General features: G+C 74.2%; 18 protein-coding genes. 7 read left to right on the top strand and 11 right to left on the bottom strand.

Features of this window, described 5'->3' with window-relative positions:
* Window positions 1–14 precede the first annotated feature (14 nt).
* Together GA0074694_RS06475 and GA0074694_RS06470 are read left to right on the top strand one after the other, a co-directional pair.
* Window positions 15–1283, top strand: a complete 1269-nt coding sequence (locus GA0074694_RS06475) for a molybdopterin molybdotransferase MoeA (protein ID WP_091458761.1) — start codon at window positions 15–17, stop codon at window positions 1281–1283.
* On the top strand, window positions 1280–1720 hold the full coding sequence (locus tag GA0074694_RS06470) for a molybdenum cofactor biosynthesis protein MoaE (RefSeq protein ID WP_091453927.1): 441 nt from the start codon (window positions 1280–1282) through the stop codon (window positions 1718–1720). The genes GA0074694_RS06475 and GA0074694_RS06470 overlap by 4 nt, the downstream gene beginning before the upstream one ends.
* 36 nt (window positions 1721–1756) lie before the next feature.
* Here the strand turns inward: GA0074694_RS06470 and GA0074694_RS06465 are convergent, their stop codons facing one another.
* Both GA0074694_RS06465 and GA0074694_RS06460 read right to left on the bottom strand, forming a co-directional pair.
* Window positions 1757–3199 carry a glycosyltransferase 87 family protein gene (locus GA0074694_RS06465; RefSeq protein WP_091453923.1) on the bottom strand — a complete coding sequence of 481 codons (1443 nt, stop codon included), beginning with the start codon at window positions 3197–3199 and terminating at the stop codon, window positions 1757–1759.
* A 263-nt stretch (window positions 3200–3462) separates the two neighbouring features.
* Window positions 3463–4008, bottom strand: coding sequence for a DoxX family protein (locus tag GA0074694_RS06460; protein WP_091453921.1), 546 nt, complete (start codon window positions 4006–4008; stop codon window positions 3463–3465).
* 168 nt (window positions 4009–4176) lie between these two features.
* On the opposite strand from GA0074694_RS06460, the gene GA0074694_RS06455 reads away from it, so the two are divergent.
* Window positions 4177–4716, top strand: a complete 540-nt coding sequence (locus GA0074694_RS06455) for a GNAT family N-acetyltransferase (RefSeq protein WP_091453916.1) — start codon at window positions 4177–4179, stop codon at window positions 4714–4716.
* Window positions 4717–4729: 13 nt separating this feature from the next.
* Here the strand turns inward: GA0074694_RS06455 and GA0074694_RS06450 are convergent, their stop codons facing one another.
* The 3 genes from GA0074694_RS06450 to GA0074694_RS06440 all read right to left on the bottom strand — a co-directional run bounded on the left by GA0074694_RS06450 (window position 4730) and on the right by GA0074694_RS06440 (window position 10239).
* Entirely contained in the window at window positions 4730–5977 is a 1248-nt protein-coding gene (locus GA0074694_RS06450; protein WP_091453913.1) for an ATP-binding protein, read from the bottom strand.
* A 191-nt stretch (window positions 5978–6168) separates the two neighbouring features.
* Window positions 6169–6690, bottom strand: a complete 522-nt coding sequence (locus GA0074694_RS06445; protein WP_176737932.1) for an LppU/SCO3897 family protein — start codon at window positions 6688–6690, stop codon at window positions 6169–6171.
* A gap of 351 nt (window positions 6691–7041) precedes the next feature.
* Window positions 7042–10239, bottom strand: coding sequence for a UvrD-helicase domain-containing protein (locus tag GA0074694_RS06440; protein ID WP_091453907.1), 3198 nt, complete (start codon window positions 10237–10239; stop codon window positions 7042–7044).
* A 279-nt stretch (window positions 10240–10518) separates the two neighbouring features.
* Here GA0074694_RS06440 and GA0074694_RS06435 point away from each other — a divergent pair, with 279 nt between their 5' ends.
* The 3 genes from GA0074694_RS06435 to GA0074694_RS32630 are packed head-to-tail and all read left to right on the top strand — an operon-like array spanning window position 10519 to window position 11372.
* Window positions 10519–10968 (top strand): hypothetical protein, encoded by a 450-nt coding sequence (locus GA0074694_RS06435; protein WP_091453904.1) that lies wholly within the window; start codon window positions 10519–10521, stop codon window positions 10966–10968.
* On the top strand, window positions 10965–11096 hold the full coding sequence (locus GA0074694_RS33550; RefSeq protein WP_281189709.1) for a hypothetical protein: 132 nt from the start codon (window positions 10965–10967) through the stop codon (window positions 11094–11096). Before GA0074694_RS06435 ends, GA0074694_RS33550 begins: the two co-directional genes overlap by 4 nt.
* A 48-nt stretch (window positions 11097–11144) precedes the next feature.
* Window positions 11145–11372 (top strand): hypothetical protein, encoded by a 228-nt coding sequence (locus tag GA0074694_RS32630; RefSeq protein ID WP_245714565.1) that lies wholly within the window; start codon window positions 11145–11147, stop codon window positions 11370–11372.
* A gap of 9 nt (window positions 11373–11381) precedes the next feature.
* Here the strand turns inward: GA0074694_RS32630 and GA0074694_RS06425 are convergent, their stop codons facing one another.
* From GA0074694_RS06425 to GA0074694_RS06410, 4 genes are read right to left on the bottom strand one after another with little or no spacing between them, the layout of a single operon-like run.
* Entirely contained in the window at window positions 11382–12629 is a 1248-nt protein-coding gene (locus GA0074694_RS06425) for a metallophosphoesterase (protein WP_091453900.1), read from the bottom strand.
* A gap of 12 nt (window positions 12630–12641) precedes the next feature.
* On the bottom strand, window positions 12642–12887 hold the full coding sequence (locus tag GA0074694_RS06420) for a MoaD/ThiS family protein (RefSeq protein ID WP_091453897.1): 246 nt from the start codon (window positions 12885–12887) through the stop codon (window positions 12642–12644).
* 1 nt (window position 12888) lies between these two features.
* Window positions 12889–13902 carry a GTP 3',8-cyclase MoaA gene (gene moaA / locus GA0074694_RS06415; protein WP_091453894.1) on the bottom strand — a complete coding sequence of 338 codons (1014 nt, stop codon included), beginning with the start codon at window positions 13900–13902 and terminating at the stop codon, window positions 12889–12891.
* Window positions 13899–14816: a fructosamine kinase family protein gene (locus tag GA0074694_RS06410; RefSeq protein ID WP_091458758.1), complete on the bottom strand. Its 918-nt coding sequence runs from the start codon at window positions 14814–14816 to the stop codon at window positions 13899–13901. The genes moaA and GA0074694_RS06410 overlap by 4 nt, the downstream gene beginning before the upstream one ends.
* Before the next feature lie 239 nt (window positions 14817–15055).
* Here GA0074694_RS06410 and GA0074694_RS06405 point away from each other — a divergent pair, with 239 nt between their 5' ends.
* Window positions 15056–16099, top strand: a complete 1044-nt coding sequence (locus tag GA0074694_RS06405; RefSeq protein WP_091453891.1) for a DUF4192 domain-containing protein — start codon at window positions 15056–15058, stop codon at window positions 16097–16099.
* A gap of 55 nt (window positions 16100–16154) precedes the next feature.
* Here GA0074694_RS06405 and GA0074694_RS06400 read toward each other — a convergent pair whose 3' ends face one another.
* Both GA0074694_RS06400 and fdhD read right to left on the bottom strand, forming a co-directional pair.
* Window positions 16155–16766, bottom strand: coding sequence for a tyrosine-protein phosphatase (locus GA0074694_RS06400; protein ID WP_091453887.1), 612 nt, complete (start codon window positions 16764–16766; stop codon window positions 16155–16157).
* A gap of 101 nt (window positions 16767–16867) precedes the next feature.
* A complete protein-coding gene (gene fdhD, locus GA0074694_RS06395) occupies window positions 16868–17713 on the bottom strand; it encodes a formate dehydrogenase accessory sulfurtransferase FdhD (protein WP_091453883.1) in 846 nt (281 codons plus the stop codon).
* Between the last annotated feature and the right edge of the window lie 26 nt (window positions 17714–17739).

Below are 17739 nucleotides of genomic sequence, written 5' to 3'. Positions count from 1 at the left end.
TGGTCCGCGTGAGCGTGCGCAGTGAGTCGACCGGGTCCACCGCCGTCGGGGAGCCGACCGGCGCACCCCCGCCGGCCCGCTGGGAGGAGGCCCGCGCCCGGGTCTACGCGGTCGGCCTGGCCGCCGCGCTCCCCGTGGTCACCCGGCCGCTCGCCGAGGCCGACGGCCACACCCTCGCCGAGCCGCTGACGCCCCGTACCGACCTGCCCGCCTTTCCCACCTCCAGCGTGGACGGCTGGGCGGTGCGCGGGCCGGGACCATGGCGGGTCGTGGGCCGGGTCCTCGCCGGCAGCGCCCCGGAGCCGTTGGCGGGGGACGGTACGACGGTCGAGATCGCCACCGGCGCGATGGTGCCCGAGGGCACCTCCGCCATCCTGCGGATCGAGGACTCCACGCGCACCGCCGACGGCCGGGTGGACGGCACGCCCCGACCCGCCCCCGAGTGGCGGCCGACCGGCGAGGAGGCCCGGGCCGGTGAGGAACTCCTGCCCGCCGGCACCCCGGTCGACCCGGGGCTGATCGGGTTGGCCGCCTCCTGCGGCCACGACTCGTTGCCGGTCCGCCGGCCACCCCGGGCCGCGCTTATCGTCTTCGGCGACGAACTGCTCACCACCGGCCCGCCCGCCGCCGGCCGGGTCCGTGACGCGCTCGGCCCGGCGGTGCCGGCCTGGCTGCGGCGGTACGGCTGCCAGGTGCGCCCCGCCGACGTCGTCGGCCCGGTCGCCGACACGCTCCCGGCCCACGTGGCCGCCCTGCGCGCCGCCCTGACCGGTGCGGACCTGGTCTGCACCACCGGCGGGACCATGCACGGGCCGGTCGACCACCTGCACCCCGCCCTCCAGGCACTCGGTGCCGACTACGTGGTCAACACGGTGGCGGTCCGGCCCGGCTTCCCGATGCTCCTGGCCCGGCTGGTCGGCGACGACGGCCGGGCCCGCTTCGTCGCCGGACTGCCCGGCAATCCGCAGTCGGCGATCGTCGCGCTGGTCTCCCTGGTGGCACCGTTGCTCGCCGGACTCCAGGGCCGACCGATGCCGGTGCTGCCGTCCGCCACCCTGGCCGAGCCGATCCGGGGTCGGGGCTCCTACACCCACCTGGCCCTGGTCCGGCTGGACGCCGCGGCCGGCACCGCCCACCCGGTCCACCACGTCGGCTCCGCGATGCTGCGCGGGCTGGCCGGCGCGGACGGGTTCGCGGTGATCCGTCCGGACACCACCGGGGAGGCGGGGGCGCGCGTACCGGTCGTGCCGCTGCCACTGCTGCCCGGGGAGCGTCCGTCGTGACCGCCCAGCCGGCCGCCGGTCGCACGGTGATCGCCGAGGTCACCACCGCGCCGCTCGACGTCGCCGCGCACGAGGCGGCGGTCGCCGACCGGCGGGCCGGTGCGGTGGTCACCTTCCTGGGTGTGGTCCGCGACCACGACCACGGCCGGTCGGTGGACGCGCTGGAGTACGAGGGGCACCCCAGCGCTGCCGAGGTGCTCCGCACGGTCGCCGCCGAGGTCGCGGCCGACCCGGACGTGTACGCGGTCGCCGTGTCGCACCGGATCGGTCCTCTGGAGATCGGGGACGCGGCTCTGGTGGCGGCGGTGAGCACCGCCCACCGGGCGGCCGCCTTCGCCGCCTGTGCCCGTCTGGTCGACGAGGTGAAGGCGCGGCTGCCGATCTGGAAACGGCAGGTCTTCGCCGACGGCACCGAGGAGTGGGTCAACTGCCCCTGACCGGGCGGGAGGCCGACCGGCGCGCCGAGACGACGGTCAGCGGCGGGCGGCCAGGTCGGGGCGGCCCCGCCGCTCGGCGTAGAAGGCCGGCTCGGCACCGGGCCGCCACGGCAGGGCCGCCACCAGCACGATCAGCGCCAGCGCCAGCGAGTTCTCCATCAGCGCGCCGAACAGTCCGTCGGCGTAGTGCGACACCTCGGGGAGCTGGTGCTCGTACGGCCAGATCGGCGAGACCAGGAAGAGCAGGTAGAGCAGGACGGCGACGGCTCCGTGGCGGAACCCGGTCATCGTCGGGTACCAGATCGGCGGGCGCAGGCCGTTGACCCCGGGTGGGCCACCGTACGACGATGCCGGCCCGGACCGCTGCAACGGACCCCGGCTCGCCTCCCGTCGCCGCAGCGCGGCGTCGGCCAGCACCACGATCGCCGGGATGACCCAGACCAGGTGGTGCGTCCAGGAGATCGGGCTGATCACGTTGGTGGTGAGCCCGACCAGGGTGAACGCGGTCAGCTCGTCGCCGTCGGCACGGGCGTTGGCCGCCCGGGAGAGGCCGAGCGCGAGCACCAGCACCGCGAACGCCAGCCAGAGCAACCCGGGCGTCTCGATCGAGTCGTAGAGCCGGGCCAGTAGCCCGGCCAGCGACTGGTTGGGGGTCATGTCGGCCGCGCCGACCCGCTCGGTCTGCCAGAGCACCCGGGTGAAGTACGCGCGGGACTCCGTGCCGGCCAGCGTGAACATGCCCAACGTGACGCCGACCGCGGTACCGGTCGCGGTCGCGGCGGCCCGCCACTGCCGGGTGATCAGCAGGTAGACGATGAACAGCGCCGGGGTGAGCTTGATCGAGGTGGCCAGCCCGATGCCCGCACCGGCCCAGACGCCGCTGAACACGAAGCGGCGCAGCGGACCGTCGTCCCTGCGGTACCGGGTGCCCCGCCGGGACCGCCACCGCAGGCCCAGCAGATCCGCCGTGATCAGCGCGAAGAGCAGCAGGTTGACCTGGCCGTAGCCGAGCGTCTCGCGGACCGGCTCGATGGCGACGGCCAGCGGCACCGCGACCGCGACCACGAACCAGAGCGACTGCCCGATCCGGTCGACGACCGGCCGGAGCAGTCCGGCCAGGACGACCGCCAGCGCGGCGGTGCTGCCGAGGGCGTTCAGCCAGCCGGCGGCCCCGACCGGCAGGTGCGCCATGGGCAGCATGACCATCCCGCCGAAGGGCGGGTAGGTGAAACCCAAGGTGGTGTCGGGGGCGATGAAGTCGTACAACTCGTTGCCGTTGACCCACCAGACCATCGCGCCGTGGTAGATCTTCATGTCGAAGAAGTTGTACGGTCGGCCGAACGCGCCGACGGCGAGCCACGCGCCGTACCAGGCGGCGGCCACGATCCCCAGGCGTGCGGCCGCCCGGCGGTCGAGCCCACGGGCTGCACGGCGCACAGGGGCGAGACGGTCCGCCCGTCTCCCGACGGTCGCCGGCATGGCGTGGCCACCCCCGTACCAACTTCGTCCTGCCCGTCCAGGTCCCGTACGGAGCCTAGAACGGTGCCTCACGTTGATGCCTCCCGCGTTATGCGACCGTGTCCGATCCCACACCAGCTTTTGACGTTTCCACCGCGTTAACGCCTCGCGGGGGGTTCAGGTGATTGGTGGCCTTAGCGGGGGGTGAGGCCATGAAGGAGGGTGTGCCCGGCCTGCTCAGCCGGGCTGTCGGCCCTTCGTGCGCCGGACGTCAGGGGACGCCGTCAGCCGGGGAGCCGGCGGGCCGCCGCCGCCGACCGTACGGCCAGCCGCGTCTCCCGCCGGGCGGTCCGGACGGCGCGCTGCACGGAACGTCGGGAGTGGCCGATCCGGTGCCCGGCGCGCCAGCGCAGGCTCGGCCGGCCCTCGGTGTCCGCCGCGGCGAGCAGCAGCCCGCCGAGCAACCCGAGGTTCTTCAGGAAGTGCACCTGGTGGTTGGTGCGCGTCGCCGGGTCGTCCCGGCTCCAGAAGGGATGGCCGGCGAGGGTGGTCGGCACCAGCGAGCCGGCCAGCAGCAGCGCCGCAGGCCGGGTGAGGTGGCCGGTGGCGAGCATCAGCCCGCCGGCCAGCTGCGCCGCGCCGTTGGCCCGGACCAGCGCCTCGGCGTCGCTGGGCAGGCTCCCACCGGTCTGCTCGAGCAGGGGGGTGATCCGGTCGGTGACCGGCTTGGCCTGCGCGGTGAACTGCCCCGGGTTGCGCAGCTGCTGGACGCCGCTGGCCAGGAAGATGCCGCTCATCAGGACACGGGCGAGGGAACGTACGGGTTTCATGGGTCAGTCATACCCCGTGTCGGCCACGATCATGGCTGCAACCGTCGATCTGCCCGCAAGTCCCGTCCGGACGTGTCGGGGCGCGCCACGCGCACGGGGACGGTACGGCGGCACGCCGGTCGACGGTCCGTCCCGGGTGGACCGGCCCGACCGGGTAACGTCGCCGGGGTGACCACGCTGCGGCTGCGACCCGAGGGCCCCGCCGACGTCGACCCGATCCGGCGGGTGCTCGCCGGGGCCTTCGCCCGCCCCGACGTGTCGGTCCCGCCCGAGGTGCGGCTGGCCGACGAGCTGCGCGGCGGCGACGCCTGGCTCCCCGAACTGGCGATGGTCGCCGAGTACGGCGGTGAGGTGGCCGGCTACGCCCTGCTGACCCGGGTACACGTCGACCCCGGCCAGTTCCCGGCGTTGGTGCTCGGGCCGGTGGCGGTGGCGCCGCACCGGCAGCGGATCGGCCTCGGCACCTCTGTCGTGCAGGCCGCCCTGGAGGCGGCCACGGAACTCGGCGAGCGGCTGGTCGTGGTGCTCGGCGACCCGGCGTACTACCGGCGGTTCGGGTTCGACCGGGCGGACCGGATGGGACTGTCCAGCCCCTGGTCCGGCCTGGGCGAGCCGTGGCAGTCCCTGGTGCTGCCGCCGACCGTCAGCGGGGAGGCCGCGGTGCCCCGGGGCGAGGTGGTCTTCCCACCCCCCTGGTCCCGGGTCTGAACCACGGTGGCCGTCAGCCCGGTTGGGTCCGCAGGTAGCGGCCGAAGTGGGGAACGGTGAACGCCACCGTGCCCCGCTCCCCGGAGTAGATCAGCCCCTTCTTGATCAGCGCGTCCCGGGCCGGGGAGAGGCTGGCCGGCTTCCGGTCCAGGGCCCGGGCGATCTCGGCGGTCGGCACCGCCGCGTCCATGTCGTCCCGGGCCTCGCCGACGTCCGCGTCGACCCGGGACAGGGTCGCCATCGCCCGCATGTACTCCCGCTCGGCCGGGGTCGCCCGCTCGAAGCGGGACCCGAAGAAGCCCACCGCCAGCTCCGCCTCGGCCTCGGGAGCGGCCACCCGGACGTCGGCGGCGGTGATCGGCGAGCGGGGCGCATGGTCCCAGGTGGCCTTCCCGTACGCCTGGACGAAGTAGGGGTATCCGCCGGAGGACTCGTAGAGCAGGTCCAGCGCCTTCGGCTCGTACTCCACCTCCTCCCGCGCGGCCGGCGCGCAGAGCGCCTGGTCGGCGGCGATCCGGTCGAGCCGGTCGATGCGCTGGTAGCGGTAGAGCCGTTCGGAGTAGGACTTGGCGGCGCTGAGCACCGCCGGCAGGTGCGGCAGCCCGGCACCGACCACGATCAACGGTGCGCCGAGCTGGGACAGCTCGTGGCAGGCGGCGCAGAGGGCGCTGACGTCCTCCGGACCGACGTCCTGCATCTCGTCGATGAAGACCGCGATGCCGGTGCCGACGTCGGCAGCCACGCTCGCGGCGTCGGTGAGCAGTTCCACCAGGTCGATCTCGATGTCCCCGGAGTCGGCCCGGCCGCTGGCGGCGGGCACGTCGATCCCCGGCTGCCAGCGGTCCCGCAGACGCGGCGCGCCGGCCGCCCGGCGTCCGGCCGGGACGGACACACCCCGTTGGGCGAACGCCTTGAGCACGCCGAGGAAGGCGTCGATCCGCTCCGGCGCGCGGTGCCGGGGAGCGAGTTCCCGGACCGCCATGTGCAGGGCCGCCGCCACCGGGCGGCGTACCGACTGGTCCGGCCGCGCCTCGATCTTGCCGGTGCCCCAGAGTCGTCCGATGGCCTGGGACCGCAGGGTGTTGAGCAGGACGGTCTTGCCCACCCCACGCAGCCCGGTGAGCATCAGGCTCCGTTCCGGGCGGCCCCGGGCGATCCGCTCCAGGACGATGTCGAAGACGTCCAGCTCCCGCCCCCGGCCAGCCAGCTCGGGGGGACGCTGCCCGGCGCCCGGGGCGTACGGGTTGCGGACCGGATCCACGTCTCGCACCGTATCGGGCCGTCTAGCGTCGCAGCTAGACATACATAGAGGACGGCATCGGCGTGTCTCGCCGGGCGGCCGGATCGAGCGGAAACTAGGGCTGTCTAGCGCCCACGCTAGACAGCCCTAGTTTCTGTGATCGGTCACCGGCGGGCTGCCACCCGGTGCGGCTCCGGCCACCCCGGCCGGGATCAGCGCAGCTTCAGGCAGAGCACGAAGTCGAGGGTGTCCAGCTCGCTGTTGTAGAAGTACCAGTCGGTGTAGCCGTCGACGGCGGCGCACTTCGCCTCGGCGTCCTTCTCGCCACTGGTCGCCCCGTCGAACCGGCGCAGCACCTCGTAGGTCTTCGGCGCGCACTCGGTGACCAGCAGCTTCGGCCGGCCGTCGGCCGGTCCGGCGTTGCGGACGCACTGTCCCGCCCTGGCGAAGCGCGGATCTGCCGACGACTCGGGCGCCAGGGCGCTCGGTGAGACGTCCGCCGAGCCGTCCGGCTGTCCCGAGGGCTGCCCGGTCGGGGCGGTCGTGGCCGAGGGCAGCGCGGTGACCGGCGGCGGGTCGGCCCGGTCGGTGCCCGCGAGATAGAACAGGGTGGCGCCGCCGCCGAGCACCAGCAGCGCCAGCACGGCGAGCACCGCGACCATCCGGCCCCGACCGCCGGAACGCCGGCGTGGGTCGGTCGGCTGCGAGGGATGGCGCTCCGGCTCGTCGCCCAGGTACGCCGGTTCCCCGACCGGGTACCCCGAGCCCTGCGGGTCGTCGTCGGCCCACGGTTGGTGGCCGGGCTGCGGCGGGTCGTCGCCGTAGCGGCGGTCGCCGCGCCACGGGTACGACTCGTCGGGCGGTCGCCCGTGCCACGGCTCCGGGCCGTTCGCACCCGGTGGTCCGTAGTTCGCCATGCTCGCCTCCTGGGCACGAATGGTGGGCGGCCGGACCCCACGGAGGACGCCGCGGCCCAGGTCACGGTAGCGTGACCGGCCTCTCCGCTCACGCCCCACGCAATGCTTCGGCGGACGCGGGCGGCGGGCCGCTCACCGTCCGGAGGGGCCGGCCAGCGGCCCGACCGTTCACATGAGCCGGAGCTGACGGTTCTTCGGCCGGGCCGGCTCCGCGCCACCGAGCCGCTCGAACAGGCCCGGGTCGATCACGTCGAGGAAGGGCGACGGACGGCAGTCACGTTCCGACCCGTGCCGGACCCGCCGGCCCGTGTGGCTGACGTAGAGCCGGTCCTGGGCGCGGGTCAGCCCGACGAAGAACAACCGCCGCTCCTCCGCGACGTCGTCCTCGTCCGGGCTGGAGCCGGGCCAACGCAGCGGCAGCAGCCCGTCCTCGCAGCCGACCAGGAAGACAACCGGGAACTCCAGGCCCTTCGCGGCGTGCAGCGTGAGCAGGGTGACCGCCTCGGCGCGTGGGTCGAGCGCGTCGACCTCCGCGCCGGTGGCGAGCTGCGAGAGGAACAGCGGCAGGTCGTCGCCGCAGCGCCGGGCCAGCGGGGTGAGCAGGTCCACCGCCGTCCGGACGTCCTCGGGGCGGACCGAGCCGGTGGAGTCCAGGGTGGGCGTGGCGAACCGGTCGGCGAGAACCTGCCCGACCAGGCGTACCCGGGCCGGCAGGGCCCCGTCGAGCCCGTCGGCGTGGCGCAGCTCGCGGGCGATGGCCGACACGCCCGGCCGGTCCCGCAGCCGGTCGTGTGAGCGCTTCTGCACCGGGATGTTCGCCCGGGCCAGGGCGTCCACGATCGGGGCCGCCTGGGCGTCGGTGCGGTACAGCACGGCGATGTCGGAGAAGGACACCGTCGAGCTGCGCCCGTCGATCCGGCCCGAGTCCAGCGACCGGTGGGAGAGGCCGCCGACCAGATCGTCGATGGTCCGTACCACGAAGTCGGCCTCGTCGGCGACGGTGGCCGCCGGGTAGCGGCCGACCAGCGGCGCCTCCGGATCCAGGCGGGCCGGGTCCAGCCGGCGTCCCCGGACCAGCGAGGACGGTGTGATGGCCTGCACCGCCGCGGCCAGGATCGGGGCGGACGAACGGTAGTTGCGGTTCAGCCGCACCAGCCGGGCGTCGGTGAAGTCCTGCGAGAACCGGAGGAAGTAGCCGACGTCCGCGCCCCGGAACGAGTAGATCGCCTGGTCCGGGTCACCGATCGCGCAGAGGTTGCCGTCCGCCGGGCTGAGCAGCCGCAGCAGCTCGTACTGGACCGCGTCGACGTCCTGGTACTCGTCTACGAAGATCCACTGCCACCGGTCCCGGTACCGCTGCACCAGCCTCCGGTCGCCGCGCAGCAGCTCGACCGGGAGGGTGAGCAGCTCGTCCAGGTCGACGAGTTGCTGTTTGCGCAGCAGGGCGGTGTAGGCGGCCGCATCCTCGCCGGCCTCGGTCCGGGCCGCCGTCCGGTCCGCGTCGTCGGCGATGCGGAAGTCCCCCGGCAGCCCCACCGCCTCGGCGTTCTCCCGCAGGATGGTCAGCCCGAGCGAGTGGAACGTGCCGACGGTGACGTCCTCCGCGACCGGGCCGAGCAACCCGTCGAGACGGTGCCGCAGTTCCTCGGCGGCCCGCCGGGTGAAGGTGATCGCCAGGCAGGTCTCCGGGAAGACGCCCAGCTCGGCGCAGAGGTAGGCGATCCGGTGGGTCAGCGTCCGGGTCTTGCCGGTGCCCGGCCCGGCCACGATCAGCAGCGGACCGCCCGGCGCGGAGGCGGCCACCCGCTGCATGGCGTCCAGCCGGTCCAGCAGGCCGGTGCCGACCTCCTCCATCCCGGCGAGCATCGGCTCGAACGGCTCGTGTGGCGAGGGCGGGGGCGCGATCGGCGGGGCGGGCACGGCCGCCTCGCGTGCCGGCCGCCGTTTCGGTTCGGCCTTCGCCGGGCTCTTGGCCCGGGGCGCGGCCGGCGGCTCCTTCGGCGACCGCTGCTTCGGCACCGGTACGTCGAACAGCGTCTCCTGCCCGCCCGACCGGCCGTCCGCGCCCAGCTCGGCGGGGTCGAAGAGGGTGATCACCCCGTACTCGCCGTCGAAGCCCGGCACCCGGCGCACCTCGCCCCGCCGGAGCCGGCCGATCCCCTCGGCGAGCAGTTCCCCGCCGACCCGCTGGATCTCGTCCAGCGGGGAGGTGGTCAGGATCTCCAACTCCGGGCCGAGGCCGGCGACCAGGTCGTTGAGCTTCCCCTCCACCTTCTTCGAGCGGGGACCCACCTTGTTGATCTCGCCGAGGATCTCGGCGAGCGGCACCAGGTGGGTGACGTCTCGGGCCTGCTCCGGGCGGTGCCCCTCGGTCCGGTCGGCCAGCTCCTCGACCCGGCTGAGCACGCCGACGGTGAGCGGCTTGCCGCACTCCGGGCAACGCCCGCCGGCCGCCCGGGTCTGCTCGGGCGACCAGTTCACCCCGCAGACCCGGTGCCCGTCGGCGTGGTACTTCCCCTCCTCCGGGAAGAACTCGATCGTCCCGGCCAGCCCGTCGCCGGTCCGCAGCGCGTCCCGGATGGCGAAGTAGTCCCGCCCGGTGGCGAAGACCGTCGCCTCGCGGGCCAGCGCGGGCGGCGAGTGGGCGTCCGAGTTGGAGACCAGCCGGTACGCGTCGAGGCTGGCCACCCGCCAGTTCATGGCCGGGTCGGAGGAGAGCCCGGTCTCCACCGCGAAGATGTGGCCGGCCAGGTCGGCGTAGCAGTCGGCGATCGCGTCGAAACCGGACTTCGAGCCGAGCGCGGAGAACCACGGCGTCCAGATGTGCGCGGGGACGAGGTACCCGTCCGGGCTCGCCTCCAGGGTGATCTCCAGTAGGTCCCGGGAGTCCAACCCGAGGATCGGGCGGCCGTCCGAGCCGAGGTTGCCGATCCGGCCGAGGGCGGCGTTGAACCGGGCCACCGCGTCCAGGTCGGGCAGGTAGATCAGATGGTGCACCTTGCGGGTCCGGTCGCCCCGCTTGTAGATGGTGGAGATCTCCACGCTGAGCATGAACCGGACCGGGTCCGCCTCGGCCGCGTCGGACAGCCGGGGCGGGAGCCGGCGCGCGATGTCCCGCTCGGCCTCGGGACCGAGCCGGTACAGGCCGGGCTCGGCCGGGTGCAGGGTCTCCCGCAGGTGGTCGTACCAGGCGGGGTGGGTGAAGTCGCCGGTGCCGAGCACGCCGATGCCCTTGCGCCGGGCCCACCAGCCCAGATTCGGCAACGTCAGGTCGCGGCTGCACGCCCGCGAGTACTTCGAGTGGATGTGCAGGTCCGCGACGAACGGCGAGGGGCCACCGGAGGGTGCGGCGCTGAACGGAGGCACGCCGCATCCTGTCACGCCCGGTTGGAGGCCCGCTTCCCGCCACGCGCGGCGGTGACGTGGGTAATCCTCGTGAGGCCAGCCGTCCCATCGTCGTCCGGCCGCCGAGGGTGACGCTGCCGTGACGACCGGCCTGCTGTCATGAGCCATCCATGCAGAGGAACGGACGATGAGAGCAGCGGTGGCGACCTGGCGGATTTCTCCGGGCCCTGGCGGACAGGGCCGAACCCGTGGTGGCGGGAAACCGGTCCGGCGGATCCACCAGGGGCCGGAGGAGACGCGGTGGGAAGAATCCTCGACCAGACACGCATCCGTCCGTTCGAGACGGTGGTACTCCTGGTGGCGCCGATCTGCGGCGCCCTGCTGGTGGCGCTGGACGTCCGGCCCCCCTCGGTGGAGCAGGCCATGCCGGATCTGGTGCAGACGGGCTGGGCGGCCGGCCTGCTGGTCGCGGGTCTGACCGGACTGCTGGGCATCTTCTGGCCGGGGCGGTGCGCCACCCGGCTCGGGATCGAACTGGCCGCCGTCCTCATCCTCGCCACGGTGACCGGGATGTACGTGGTCGCCCTCTCCGCCACCGCGGGTCGACAGGCGATCCCCGCCACGTCGTTCATCGTCGCGGTCGCCCTCGGCTCGGTCTGGCGTTCCGTGGAGATCGTGCTTGTGCTCCGCCGGCTGTCTCGCAACGGTCGGGAGGTGGAGCGCGAGTCACCACTCGGGCGGACGCGGTGAGGACGCCGACCGAGGGGCCGACCCCGAGCGTCCCGAACGCGCCGCAGTGGGTCCAGGTGCTGCTCTCCGTGCTCGGGGTCGTGGGTGGTCTCGGCGGTCTGAGCGCGATCGTGGCGGTCATCTTCTAACGGGGCAAGTTCAAGGCCGACGCTGCGGACACGCTCACCGACGCCGCGTTGACGCTGGTGCAGCCGTTGCGGGCGCGTCTGCTCGAACTGGAGCGGGAGATGGTGGAGTCCCGTACCGAGCTGGTGTCGGCGCAGCGGACCATCGCCCAGCTCAGCGCCCGGGTGTACGAACTCCAGGCCTTGGTCGAACGATGGCGGGAGGCGGTGAACGACCCCGAGGCGACGCTGCGCAAGGTCCGCGTCATCGTCAGCCGCAGCTACCGGCCACCGCCGTAGCCGGCGGGATCAGCGGGAGCGGAGTTCGACCAGGGTGATCTGGGGCTCCGCGCCGACGCGTACCGGCGGGCCCCAGAAGCCCGCGCCGTTGGTCACGTAGACCTTCGTGCCGTCCACCTCGCCGAGCCCGGAGACCACCGGCTGCTGGAGCCGGACGGCCAGGTTGAACGGCACGATCTGCCCACCGTGGGTGTGCCCGCTCAGTTGCAGGTCCACGCCGAACGTCGCGGCCTCCACCGCGGCCACCGGCTGGTGGGCCAGGAGCACCACCGGTCGGGAGGGGTCCCGGTCGCCGAGCGCGGCGACGTAGTCCGGCCCGGCGGCCAGCCCGGTGCCGCCCTCGCCGGCCGGGTCGTTCACCCCGGCCAGGTCGAGCACCCCACCCCGCGCGGTGATCTCCAACCGCTCGTTCTGGAGCACCTGGAGGCCGATCCGGTCCAGCTCCCGCACCCACTCCTCGACGCCGGAGTAGTACTCGTGGTTGCCGGTGACGAAGTAGCTGCCGTAGCGGGAGCGCAGGCCGCGCAGGGGTGCGGCGGCCTCGCCCAACTCGGCGACACTGCCGTCGACCAGGTCGCCGACGACCGCGACCAGGTCCGCGTCGAGCCGGTTGATGGCGGCCACGATCCGCTCGGTGTGCGCCCGGCCGCGCAACGGACCGAGGTGGATGTCGGAGACGGTGGCGATCCGCAGGCCGTCCATGCTCCGGGGGAGCTTGGCCAGCGGGATCTGCACCCGGTCGAGCTGGGGCGGGCCGAGCGCGGTGCGGATGCCGTACCCGGTGACACCGGTCGCGGTGAGCCCGGCGAAGATCGCCGCGCCCCGGGCCAGCAGCAGCCGCCGGGCCGGGTCGTGGTCGGGCTGCCCCACCGCCTCGGCGGCCGGCGGGTCGGCGGTGCCGGTGGCCCCCACCAGGGCCGGCTCCGGCGCGGCGGCGGTCGGCTCGGCGGCGACGACCCGGCGGCGCAGCACCAGCCGGGTCACCAGCATCGGCACCTCCAGGGCGACCAGGGCCACCAGCAGGTAGAACATCACCGCCAGCCAGAGGTATCCGGGCCAGGCGAGCCAGTAGAGGCCGGCCTGGGTGCCGGCCATGGTGACCGGTACGAGCAGCGCCAGCACCAGCGCGCTGACCGTGCCGATCCGCCGCCAGCGGCCGGGGCGGGTGGTGTCCCGGACGAGCCGCCTCCAGAGGTAGAGGTGGATCAGGCCGGTGACCAGGGCCAGGGTGCCCACGAAGCCCAGGACCGCCAACACGCCATGCCTCCCTCAGCCCCCGGCGAACGGGGGTAGGACGTCGATCGTGGCCCCGGCCGGGAGCGGGGTTCGACGATCATGACAGGTCACGCCGTCGACCAGGAAGCTCGCGACCCGGAGCACCCGGGCGAGCTGGTCGCCGTGCCGCGCGGTCAGCTCGTCGAGGACCTCGTCGAGCGTACGCCCGCCGGCCGTGTGCTCCTCGGCGCGTCCGGCGGCGGCCCGAGCCCCGGCGAAGTATCGGATGGTCACCTGCACGTCAGCCTCCGATCGCCGACATGGGTCGGGCCGGTTGCAGGAAGGTGGGGTCGTCGATGCCGTGTCCGGCGGCCTTGCCCCACATCGCCCGCCGCCAGCGGTGGGCCAGTTCGGTGTCGTCGGCCCCGGCGCGCAGCGCGCCGCGCAGGTCGGACTCGGAGGTGGCGAAGAGACACGACCGGATCTGCCCGTCGGCGGTGAGCCGGGTGCGGTCGCAGTCGCCGCAGAACGGCCGGGTGACACTGGCGATCACCCCCACCCGGGCCGGACCGCCGTCGACCAGCCAGCTCTCGGCCGGGGCCGCCCCGCGTACGGCCGGGTCCGGGCTCAGGTCGAACTCCCCGGTCAGGGTGGTGAGGATCTCGTCGGCGGTGACCATGGTGGACCGGTCCCAGCCGTGCTGGGCGTCCAGCGGCATCTGTTCGATGAACCGCAGCTGGTAACCGTGGGCCAGGGCGAAGCGGAGCAGCGCGGGCGCCTCGTCGTCGTTGACCCCCCGCATGAGCACCGTGTTGACCTTGACCGGCCGGAGCCCGGCCGCTGCCGCGCCGGCCAGGCCGGCGAGCACGTCGGCGAGGCGGGGACGCCGGGTCAACCGGACGAACCGGTCGGCGTCCAGGGTGTCCAGGGAGACGTTCACCCGGTCCAGCCCGGCGGCGGTCAGCGCGGGTGCGACCCGGTCCAGCCCGATCCCGTTCGTGGTCAGCGAGATCCGGGGCCGGGGTTCCAACGCCGCCACGGCGGCCACGATGCGGGGGAGGCCGGGGCGGATCAGCGGCTCCCCGCCGGTGAACCGCACCTCGGTCACGCCGAGCTGGCGTACCGCCACCCCGACCAGCCGGACGACCTCGTCGTCGGTGAGCAGATCGGGCCCGGCCAGCCAGGGCAGCCCCTCCGCCGGCATGCAGTACGTGCAGCGCAGGTTGCACTTGTCGGTCAACGAGACGCGCAGGTCCCGGGCGGTGCGCCCGTGCCGGTCGACGAGTCCGCCCGCGCTCGGCTGGTCTGCGCTCATCGCTCGACGGTAGCGCGGCCGGCGGCGCCGTCGAGCACCCGCCGGGCGGCCCGGCCGACCGCCTCGCGCCAGCTCGCGCCGAACAGCGCGGTGTGCACCAGCAGCAGGTGGAGCTGGTGCAGGGGCACCCGCGCCCGCCACCCGTCGGCCAGCGGCCACGCCTCCCGGTAGGCGGCCAGGACCCGGTCCAGGTGAGGTGCGCCACCGAAGAGCGCCAGCTGGGCCAGGTCGGTCTCCCGGTGGCCGCCGTGCGCGGCCGGGTCCACCAGCCAGACCCGCCCGTCCAGGCCCCAGACGAGATTGCCCGGCCACAGGTCGCCGTGGATCCGGGCCGGCGGCTCGTCCCCGCCGTACTCGCCGATGGTGTCGACCACCCGCTCGACCAGCGCGGTCTCGGTGGCGGTGAGCGCACCCCCGTCGACCGAGCGCCGCAGGTGGGGCAGGAGCCGGCGCTGCGCGAACCAGGTGGACCACGGTCCCGCCTGCGGGACGTTGTCCTGGCCGAGCGCGCCGACGAAGCCGGGCCAGTCGGCCCCGAACGTCGGCGCGCCGCTGCGGTGCAGGGCGGCCAGCTCTCGCCCGAACCGCTCGGCGGCGGCGGGCGTCGGCTCGCCGGGCTCGACCCACTCGACCGCCAACAGCTCCGGCAGCGCCACCAGCACCTCCGGTACGGCCACCGCGTCCGCCGCGCGCAGCCAGCGCAACCCGGCCGCCTCGGCCGCGAAGAACCCCGCCGGGACCGGCTGGGCGGCCTCCTCGGGCCAGCTCTTCGCGAAGACCGAGTGACCGTCGTCCAGGGTGAGCCGGGAGGCGGCGCAGATGCTGCCGCCGGAGACCGGCGTCTCCCGGATCCGCTGATGGGTCAGGAAGGTCGGCAGGTGCGCCGGGTGCGCCCGCAGATAGGCCAGGTCCATGAGCGCAAGGTAGCTGGTCGGCGGCGGCATGGTGCCCGGCGGGACGCTGTCGAGCTGCCCCGTCTGTGCGCCCGCCGGCCGGCACGTCGCCCCTCGGGTGGCCGGCTTCCGCCGCACGCACAACCTGCACTGACTGCACGTTCGCGCTGACCTGGGCCGGACGGTCCCCGGCCTGTGGACGGGACGCGTGTCGTCCACAGGGCCTGCCCGCCGACCCGTTCGCCACGCAGGCTGCCGGCATGAACTCCACCGACCGCCCCCGGCTCGCCGTCCGCTCCCCTGCCGATCTCATCGCCGCCGTGCCGTACCTGCTCGGCTTCCACCCGGCCGACAGCGTGGTGGTGGTCGCGCTCCGGGAGAAGCAGATCATCTTCGCCGCGCGCGCCGACCTGACACCGTCCGGTGCCGACCCCGGACCCGTCTCCCGGTATCTCGCCGCCGTGATCGGCCGGCAGGGTGCCGACTCGGTCACGGTCGTCGGGTACGGTCCGGCCCTCCGGGTCACCGTGACGCTGGACGCGGTCCGCCGGGAGCTGGACGAGGCCGGCCTCGCCGTGCTGGACGCCCTGCGGGTCGAGGACGACCGCTACTGGTCGTACCTCTGCGTCGATCCCGGATGCTGCCCGCCCGAGGGCACCCGATACGACCCCCGGGCCAGCCAGGTCACCGCCGCCGCCGTCTTCGCCGGGCAGGTCGCGCTCCCCGACCGGGCGGCGTTGACCGCCCAGGTGGCCCCGGTGGAGGGGCCGGTCCGGGAGGCGGTGCGCGAGGCCACCGTCCGGGCCCGGGAACGGCTCGGTGACCTGCTCGGTGCGGTGGCCCCGGAGGAGCTGATCTCCGGAGAGGCGATGATCGGGGCGGCCCGGCAGGCGCACCACGCTGCGGTGGAACGGACCCGGCGTGGGGAGCGGTCGACCGACGACGAGATCGCCTGGCTCGGCGTCCTCCTGACCTTCGTGCCCGCGCGGGACGTGGTGTGGGAACGCACCGACGGCGCGGACGAGCACATCGTGCTCTGGACCGACGTGTTCCGCCGGAGCGAGCCGGAGGTGACCGCCGCCCCGGGCTGCCTGCTGGCCTTCGCCGCGTTCCGGGCCGGTCAGGGCGCGCTGGCGGCGGTGGCCCTGGAGCGGGTGCTCGCCCGGAACCCCGACTACCCGATGGCGCTGCTCCTCGACGACCTGCTCCGCCGGGGCGTGCCACCCGCACGACTGGCCAACTGGCCGGTGCTCAACGACAAGCGCACCAGCCGTCGCCGCCGTCGCCGCCGCGGTGGCCGCTGACCTACGGGCCGCACTCGACCGCGCCGACCTTCGGCCGGGCACCGGCCGACTGCACTCACTCCAGCAGCCGGTCCCGGACCGCGGTCAAAGTGGCAGCCCGGACGCCCGTTCGCCTCAGGTACGCCCGGACGCCGCCGTAACGGTCGTCGAGATGGGTGAGGGTACGCAGCATGGTCTGCGGCGAACAGCCGTCGGTGCGTCCGTAGTCTGCGGCGACGTCCCCAGCGGCGACCCCGGCCACGGCCAACAGGAGTGCCACCAGCACCCCGGTCCGGTTCCGTCCGGCCGTGCAGTGCACGAGGACGCCGCCCGATGGTGCCTCGGCCACGGCCCGGAAGGCCGTACCGATCCGCTGGTGGTTGTGGTCGAGCATCGGGGCGTAGGTGTCCGGCGGCGGAGTGTACGGCAGGACGTCGTCGAGCATCGGCACGTGCCGGTAGACCGGATCGCCGACGAACGGACTCGGCCGGGCCTCGCACTCCCAGGTCCAGCGCAGATCGACGACACGGCTCACCCCACCGAGACGGAGTGCCTGGACGGTGTCCGCTGTCAGACGTTCGTGGCTGTCCGAGCGCAGCAGCGCGCCCGTGCGGATCCGGCGACCGTCAAAGGTGAAGCAACCACCCACGTCACGTGCATTACCGCAGCCCGACCAGTCCAGGACCATGTCTGGAATCAGATCACGTTGGATCAGCGGCAGGCCGAGGGGAAACCTGTCGGGATCTTCGCGAGCGGCACCTGGACAGCCGGGGTCTCGCCCGCAGCCGGTCAGCGGCTGATCCGGTGGTCGCCGGTGTAGACGTTCATGCTCTCGTCCCGCAGGAAGCCGACCAGGGTCATCCCCGCCTCGGCAGCCAGGTCGGCGGCGAGGGTGCTCGGCGCGGAGACCGCCGCCAGCAGCGGTATCCCGGCCATCCACGCCTTCTGGGTCAGCTCGAAGCTGGCCCGTCCGGAGACCAGGAGCAGGTGCCCGGCCAGCGGCAGCCGTCGTTCCCGGACGGCCCAGCCGACCACCTTGTCCACCGCGTTGTGCCGACCCACGTCCTCCCGCAGCACGACCAACTCTCCGGTGGGGGTGAACAGGCCGGCGGCGTGCAGTCCACCGGTGCGGTCGAAGCCACGCTGGGCGGAACGCAGCGTGTCCGGGAGCGCGGCCAGCACCCCGGCCGGCACGATCGTCGGGTCGTCGGCGACCCGGTACGCCGAGCGGGTCCGTACCGAGTCGATGCTCGCCTTGCCGCACACCCCGCAGGAACTGGTGGTGTAGAAGTTGCGGGCCGGATCGGTCAACGGCTCGGGCACGTCGGGGGCCAGCACCACGTCGACCACGTTGTACGTGTTCGGGGTGTCCGCCCCGGCGCAGAGTTGGGCGGTCTGCACGTCGTCGGTGGACCGGATCAGCCCCTCGGTCAGCAGGAAGCCGAGCGCCAGGTCGAGGTCGTCCCCGGGGGTGCGCATCGTCACCGCGAGGGGGCGCCGACGGGCCGGGCCGGCCGGGCCGACCCGGATCTCCAGCGGCTCCTCGGCGGCCAGGTTGTCCGGCCGGCGGACCACCCGCCCCTCCGGCCCGAGATCGATGCGGAGCACCCTGCGTCGGTCAGTCGCCCGTCCCATCCGCCCATCCTGCCCCGGCCGGTGGT

Source organism: Micromonospora inyonensis, from assembly GCF_900091415.1.
GTDB lineage: Bacteria > Actinomycetota > Actinomycetes > Mycobacteriales > Micromonosporaceae > Micromonospora > Micromonospora inyonensis.
Note: the sequence above shows the minus strand (reverse complement) of the source record. Positions and strands in the feature narration are given on the sequence as shown.